Origin of the sequence: Streptomyces sp. NPDC059564 (assembly GCF_042735575.1) — a bacterium.
Taxonomy (GTDB): domain Bacteria; phylum Actinomycetota; class Actinomycetes; order Streptomycetales; family Streptomycetaceae; genus Streptomyces.
In genome coordinates, this window is sequence record NZ_JBHWBP010000419.1 from 1 (window position 1) to 6,255 (window position 6,255).

Here is a 6,255-nt window from a genome sequence, read left to right on the forward strand (position 1 = left end):
ACGGCCGCGGGTGCGGCGGGTGCGACGGTGGCGCTGCTCGGCGCGGCCGCCGCGATCCGCGCGGCCCGTCGGCGCCGGGGCCTGTGACGGGACGGCTGACCAGGCCGCCGGCCGGGCCGGTGTCCGGGCCGGTCGCGGCCGGGGCCGGGCCGCGCCGCCGCTGCCGGGGGCGCCGCCCCGGGAGCCCCGCCCCGGTCGGCCGGGGGGTCCTGTAGGAGGCTCCCAACCGGACGGGCCCGGCCCGGGCGAATCGGCTATTCCGCCACGTCAGCCGCTAGGGCACGATGGGAGGCATGGCACCGCACTTCGACCACCCCGGCGAGCAGGCCGCCCCGGACCCGATCCGGCTGCTCGAGATCCGTGACGCCCCGCTCTCGATCGACGAGGTCTTCCGGGCCGTCGGCGACGACGCGACCGGGGGCACGACCCTGTTCGTCGGCACGGTGCGCAACCACGACGGCGGCGCCGACGTCGACTCGCTGGGCTACCTCAGCCACCCGACGGCGGAGGCCGAGATGCGCCGCGTCGCGGAGCGCGTCATCGCGAAGTACCCGGTCCGCGCCCTGGCGGCCGTCCACCGCATCGGCGACCTGGCCGTGGGCGACCTGGCTGTGGTCGTAGCCGTCTCCTGCCCGCACCGCGGCGAGGCCTTCGAGGCCTGCCGGATGCTGATCGACGACCTCAAGCACGAGGTCCCCATCTGGAAGCACCAGACCTTCGCGGACGGCACCGAGGAGTGGGTCGGCGCCTGCTGAGGCGTGCGGGCCACGGACCCGGCGGGACGGAGTCCGGCGCAGCCGGCCGAAGCCTGTGAGGCGCTCCGGCGCCGAGCAGTGCGAGGGCGGCGTCTGGAGAGGGGCCCTTCGCGGACGGCACCGAGGAATGGGTCGGCGCCTGCTGAGGCGTGCGGAGCCGTTGAACCGCCCCGGCGGCGGGAGTGGACCCGGGTGGGGGTAGCCTCACACCCGTTCGGCCGCGCAACACGCCCTCGATTTGCGTAACCCCCTCCCGGGCACGAGCGTTGAAGCCACCAACGACACGTACTTTCGGGGCAGGGAGGCACGTCCATGGCGTCACTGGCGTGGTTGCTGATTCCGCTGTTCGCCGCGATCGGAGCGGCGATATGGGGCAGCTGGGCGGCACGCGACCGCACACAAGGCGACATATCGGAACTCGCCGGTTACGCGAGGTTCCGAGAGGTCATGGACAAGGCCGACCGAGCCCATCGGGCCCGGACGAAAGAGAAGGCGCACTCCGGTTCCGACGCCGTCTGAAGCGTCCCGTGAGTCCCGCCCCCTGAGAATCGCCTGAGAGTTCCGCCCGCGGCCCCCGTACGGACCGGCCCCACGGGCCGCCCGCCGAGGCCGTCCCGTACTGTCGATCCATGCCACGCCGCACCGCGACGATGCTCGCCTCCTTCCTCGTGCTGTTCGCGCTGCTCTGCGCAGGGGTGTTCATCAAGGTCCCGTACTCCGAGATGAGCCCGGGCCCGACCGTGAACACGCTCGGCGACTCCCGCGGCGAGCCGGTCCTGAACATCTCGGGCCGCAAGACGTACCCGACCAGCGGTCACCTCAACATGACCACGGTCCGCGTCACCGGCGCCGACTACGACATGAACCTGCTGGAAGCCGTGTACGGCTGGCTGGCCGACGACAACATCGTCGTGCCGCACGAGAACCTGTACCCGAACGGCAAGACGGACAAGGAATCCACGCAGGAGAACGCCGAGGAGTTCAGCCAGTCGCAGGAGAGCGCCAAGGTGGCCGCCCTCAAGCAGCTCGGCATCCCGGTCAGCGCCCGCGTCATCGTCTCCACCGTCGTCAAGGGCAGCCCCTCCGAGGGCAAGCTGCACGCCGGGGACGTGATCAAGGAAGTGGACGGCGCGACGGTCACCGACCCCGCCGACGTGGCCAAGCTCGTGACCAAGCACAAGCCCGGCGAGCCCGTCGAGTTCACCATCGTCCCGGCCGCCGAGGCCGCCGAGGCCGAGAAGGCGAACCGCGAGCCCACCGCCACCACCAAGATCACCGTCACCGCGGGCAAGGCGCCGGACGACGGCCACGCCATCGTCGGCATCCGGGCCGGGACCGACCACACCTTCCCGTTCCCGATCGACATCAAGCTCGCCGACGTCGGCGGACCCAGCGCGGGCCTGATGTTCGCCCTCGGGATCGTCGACAAGCTGACCCCCGAGAGCCTCACCGGCGGGAAGTTCATCGCCGGCACCGGCACCATCGACGACGCCGGCAAGGTCGGCCCCATCGGCGGCATCCAGATGAAGACCATCGGCGCCCGCCAGGCCGGGGCCGAGTACTTCCTCACCCCGGCCGAGAACTGCGCCTCGGCCGCCGCGCACGTGCCCGACGGCCTGACCCTGGTGAAGGTCGCCACCATCGACGACGCCGCGAAGGCGCTGGAGAAGATCGGCAAGGGGGACACGGCGGGGCTGCCGCAGTGCGCGAAGTCCTGACCGCGGCCCCCGCCGCCCCCGGCGGGTCCGGCTAGTCCAGGAAGGTCGCGGCCAGCGCCTCGGCCAGGCCCGGGACCAGGGTCGCCCCGGTCAGCACCTCGCTGGAGGAGTCCTTCTCCCGCAGCCGCACCGCGGATTCCCGCGACCCGTCGCGCAGCACGCCCACGGTCAGCCGCACCTCCTGCCGGTCCGGGTGCGCGGCGACCCACTTGGCCAGCTGCTTGTCGCTGAGCCCCTCCGGTACGGAGGCCTCCGCGGACGGCGGGAGCATCAGCCGCTCCACGGTCAGGGCGCAGCCGACGATCGCGTCGGGCCAGGCGATGGTGCCCAGGAACTTGTCCAGCGGCGTCCCGGCCGGGACCTCGTCCTGCTCGATCGGCGTCAGCTGGTTCTTGCCGGTGTCGTCCTGGTCGAGGCCGAGCCGGCTCGCGAGCCCGGGCTCCGACCCGCGCAGGCGGGCGGTGTCGACCAGGGCGAAGAGCCGGGCGGGCCTGTCCCAGCCGAGGGTGGAGGCGTACTCGTCGATTTCGAGGACGGCGCGGGTCAGCGGAGTGGCCGCCATGGGGGTGCCGGGGGAGGGCGAAAGGTTGGACATGGACAACATCCTGCCTCCTTTCTCCCCGATACCGGGAACTGACTAAAGCCTCAGTAAGTTGCATGAGTGGGCCCTACGATCGGGGGCCCAGCTTTGGAAACTTTTCAGTACGCCAGAGACCGACCAGACCACAGCGACTTTCGAGGTGCGCACCTTGGCTTTCCAGATGCCGGACCGCGGCGGAGGCCCCTCCGGGCCACGGATGAGAGTCGGCCGCCCGTCCCGGCGCGCCCGGACTCTTCTGATGACCCTGGGCGTCCTTGCCGTCCTGGCCATGGCGTTCGTCATGTTCGCCGGTTTCTGGACGGACTGGCTCTGGTTCCGCTCCGTCAAGTACTCCACCGTCTTCACCACCACCCTGTGGACCAAGATCGGCCTGTTCGCCGTCTTCGGCCTGCTGATGGCGGGTGCCGTCGGGTTCAACATCTGGCTGGCGCACCGGCTGCGGCCGCCGCTCAGCGCGATGTCGATGGAGCAGCAGAGCCTCGACCGCTACCGGATGAGCATCGCCCCGTACAAGAAGTGGCTGCTCCTGGGCATCGCCGTCGTCGTCGGGCTGATCGCGGGCGCCTCCGCCGCCGGCCAGTGGAAGACCTGGCTGATGTACGTGAACGGGGTGCCGTTCGGACGCAAGGACCCCCAGTTCGGTCTGGACGTGTCCTTCTACACCTTCGACCTGCCCTGGTACCGCTTCCTGCTCGGCTTCGGCTTCGCCGCCGTCGTGCTCTCGGTGATCGCCGCCGTCGTCGTGCACTACCTGTACGGCGGACTGCGCGTGACCAGCCCGGGCGCCCGGGCCACCGCCGCGGCCACCGGGCACCTGTCGGTGCTGCTCGGCCTCTTCGTCACCTTCAAGGCCGTCGCGTACTGGCTCGACCGGTACGGCCTCGCCGTGAAGTCCAGCGACTTCAAGGCCGCCGACAACTGGACCGGCCTGCGCTACGTCGACGCCAACGCCTACCTGCCCGCGAAGACGATCCTCGTCGCCATCGCGGCGATCTGCGCGCTGCTCTTCTTCGCCACGCTGTGGCGCCGCACCTGGCAGCTGCCGGTCATCGGCTTCGGCCTGATGGTCCTGTCGGCGATCCTCATCGGCGGGCTCTACCCGGCGATCGTGCAGAAGTTCCAGGTCCAGCCGAACGAGCAGGCCAAGGAATCCCCGTACGTCGAGAAGAACATCAAGGCCACGCGCGACGCCTACGGGATCGCCGGGACCGACGTCAAGGACTACCCGGGCGTGCCCAACGCCGGCACGAACAAGGACCAGCTGCGCAAGACGGCGGACACCACCGCCAGCGTCCGGCTCCTCGACCCGAACATCGTCTCCCCGGCCTTCCAGCAGCTCCAGCAGGTCAAGGGCTACTACGCCTTCCCGTCCACGCTCGCCGTGGACCGGTACAGCGGCCAGGACACGGTCATCGGGCTCCGCGAGCTGAACATCGGCGGCATCCCGAAGAACAACTGGATCAACGACCACTTCCGGTACACGCACGGCTTCGGCGTGGTCGCCGCCAAGGGCAACACGGCCACCGACAAGGGCGCCCCCGACTTCACCCAGTCCGACCTGCCCTCCAAGGGCATGTTCGGCACGGACTTCGAGCAGCGCATCTACTACGGCGAGCAGACGAAGCAGTACTCGATCGTCGGCGGTCCGCAGAAGGAGCTCGACTACTCGGACGACAAGGGCGAGAAGGAGACGAGCTACAAGGGCGACTCCGGCGTCAACCTCGACAACCCGGTCAACCGGGCCGCGTACGCGCTCGCCTTCAGCGAGCCGCAGATCCTGTACTCGGGCGCCATCGGCGAGGGCTCGCGGATCCTGTACAACCGCACGCCCAAGGAGCGCGTCGAGGCCGTCGCGCCCTGGCTGACCATCGACGGGGCACCGTACCCGGCGGTCGTGGACGGCCGGGTCAAGTGGATCGTCGACGCCTACACGACGACGAACGGCTACCCGTACGCCTCGCGCACCACGCTGGGCGACAGCACCACCGACTCGCTGACCAACAGCCAGCGCGCGGTGGTGGCCCAGGAGAACCAGGTCAACTACATCCGCAACTCGGTGAAGGCCACCGTCGACGCGTACGACGGCACGGTCAGCCTGTACCAGTGGGACACCGAGGACCCGGTCCTCAAGACCTGGATGAAGGCCTTCCCGGGCACGGTGAAGCCCAAGAGCGCGATCGACAAGACGCTCATGGACCACCTGCGCTACCCGCAGGACCTCTTCAAGGTCCAGCGCGAGCTGCTCACCCGGTACCACGTCACCGACCCGCAGACCTTCCTCAGCGGCAGCGAGGCGTGGCAGGTTCCGAACGACCCGACGACCAAGGACGGTACGGCGGTTCCGCCGTACTACCTGTCGATGAAGATGCCGGTGCAGAAGGAGAAGGACCAGGTCTTCTCGCTCACCACCACCTTCACGCCGAACGGCCGGGACAACCTGAGCGCCTTCATGGCGGTCAACGCCGATCCGGGCACCCCTGACTACGGCAAGATCAGACTCCTGAAGCTGCCGACCAGCAGCCCGGTCGACGGCCCCAAGCAGGTCCAGAGCAAGTTCAACTCCGAGCCGAAGATCGCCGAGTCGATCCGCCTGCTGCGCGGTGGTGACTCCGAGGTCGAGTACGGAAACCTGCTCACGGTCCCGCTGGACGGCGGCATGCTCTACGTGGAGCCGGTGTACGTCCGAAGCTCCGGGCTCAAGTACCCGCTGCTGCGCAAGGTGCTCGTGACCTACGGCGGCCAGACGGCCTTCGAGGACACCCTGGAGAAGGCGCTGAACGTGGTCTTCGGAGCCGAGGCCCCGACCACGCCCACCACGCCGACGCCCCCGACGACCCCGCCGGGCGAGGGCACCACCACTCCGCCCACCAGCCAGGACCCGACGGTCAAGGCGGCCCTCGACGACGCCCAGAAGGCCGTCGAAGCCGCCGAGAAGGCCAGGCAGGCCGGCGACTGGACGGCCTTCGGCAAGGCGCAGGACGACATCAAGGCGGCGCTGAAGCGGGCGATCGACGCCGAGGCGAAGCCGACGACGCCCAAGCCGGGAGGCTAGGCACCGTCACCTGGAAAGCAGGCGGTAATGGCACCGTCCCGCGTCGTGATACTGTGGTTTCACCGACGCGGGGTGGAGCAGCTCGGTAGCTCGCTGGGCTCATAACCCAGAGGTCGCAGGTTCAAATCC

The 6,255-nt window shown here is 69.8% G+C and carries 5 protein-coding genes; 4 read left to right on the plus strand and 1 reads right to left on the minus strand.

All coding sequences use genetic code 11. From position 1 onward, the window contains the following. Positions 1-293: 293 nt before the first annotated feature. The 3 genes from ACFV0Q_RS37040 to ACFV0Q_RS37050 all read left to right on the plus strand — a co-directional run bounded on the left by ACFV0Q_RS37040 (position 294) and on the right by ACFV0Q_RS37050 (position 2,473). Positions 294-755: a molybdenum cofactor biosynthesis protein MoaE gene (locus ACFV0Q_RS37040; RefSeq protein ID WP_385011775.1), complete on the plus strand. Its 462-nt coding sequence runs from the start codon at positions 294-296 to the stop codon at positions 753-755. A 312-nt stretch (positions 756-1,067) separates the two neighbouring features. Next, positions 1,068-1,274 (plus strand): hypothetical protein, encoded by a 207-nt coding sequence (locus ACFV0Q_RS37045; protein WP_266574041.1) that lies wholly within the window; start codon positions 1,068-1,070, stop codon positions 1,272-1,274. A gap of 110 nt (positions 1,275-1,384) precedes the next feature. Further along, positions 1,385-2,473: a PDZ domain-containing protein gene (locus ACFV0Q_RS37050; RefSeq protein ID WP_385011777.1), complete on the plus strand. Its 1,089-nt coding sequence runs from the start codon at positions 1,385-1,387 to the stop codon at positions 2,471-2,473. 31 nt (positions 2,474-2,504) lie between these two features. On the opposite strand, the gene ACFV0Q_RS37055 is transcribed toward ACFV0Q_RS37050, so the two are convergent. Then, positions 2,505-3,077 carry a PPA1309 family protein gene (locus ACFV0Q_RS37055; RefSeq protein ID WP_385011780.1) on the minus strand — a complete coding sequence of 191 codons (573 nt, stop codon included), beginning with the start codon at positions 3,075-3,077 and terminating at the stop codon, positions 2,505-2,507. A 136-nt stretch (positions 3,078-3,213) separates the two neighbouring features. On the opposite strand from ACFV0Q_RS37055, the gene ACFV0Q_RS37060 reads away from it, so the two are divergent. Continuing rightward, complete coding sequence (locus ACFV0Q_RS37060; protein ID WP_385011781.1) at positions 3,214-6,126, plus strand: UPF0182 family protein; 2,913 nt, start codon at positions 3,214-3,216, stop codon at positions 6,124-6,126. The last annotated feature ends 129 nt before the right edge of the window (positions 6,127-6,255 follow it).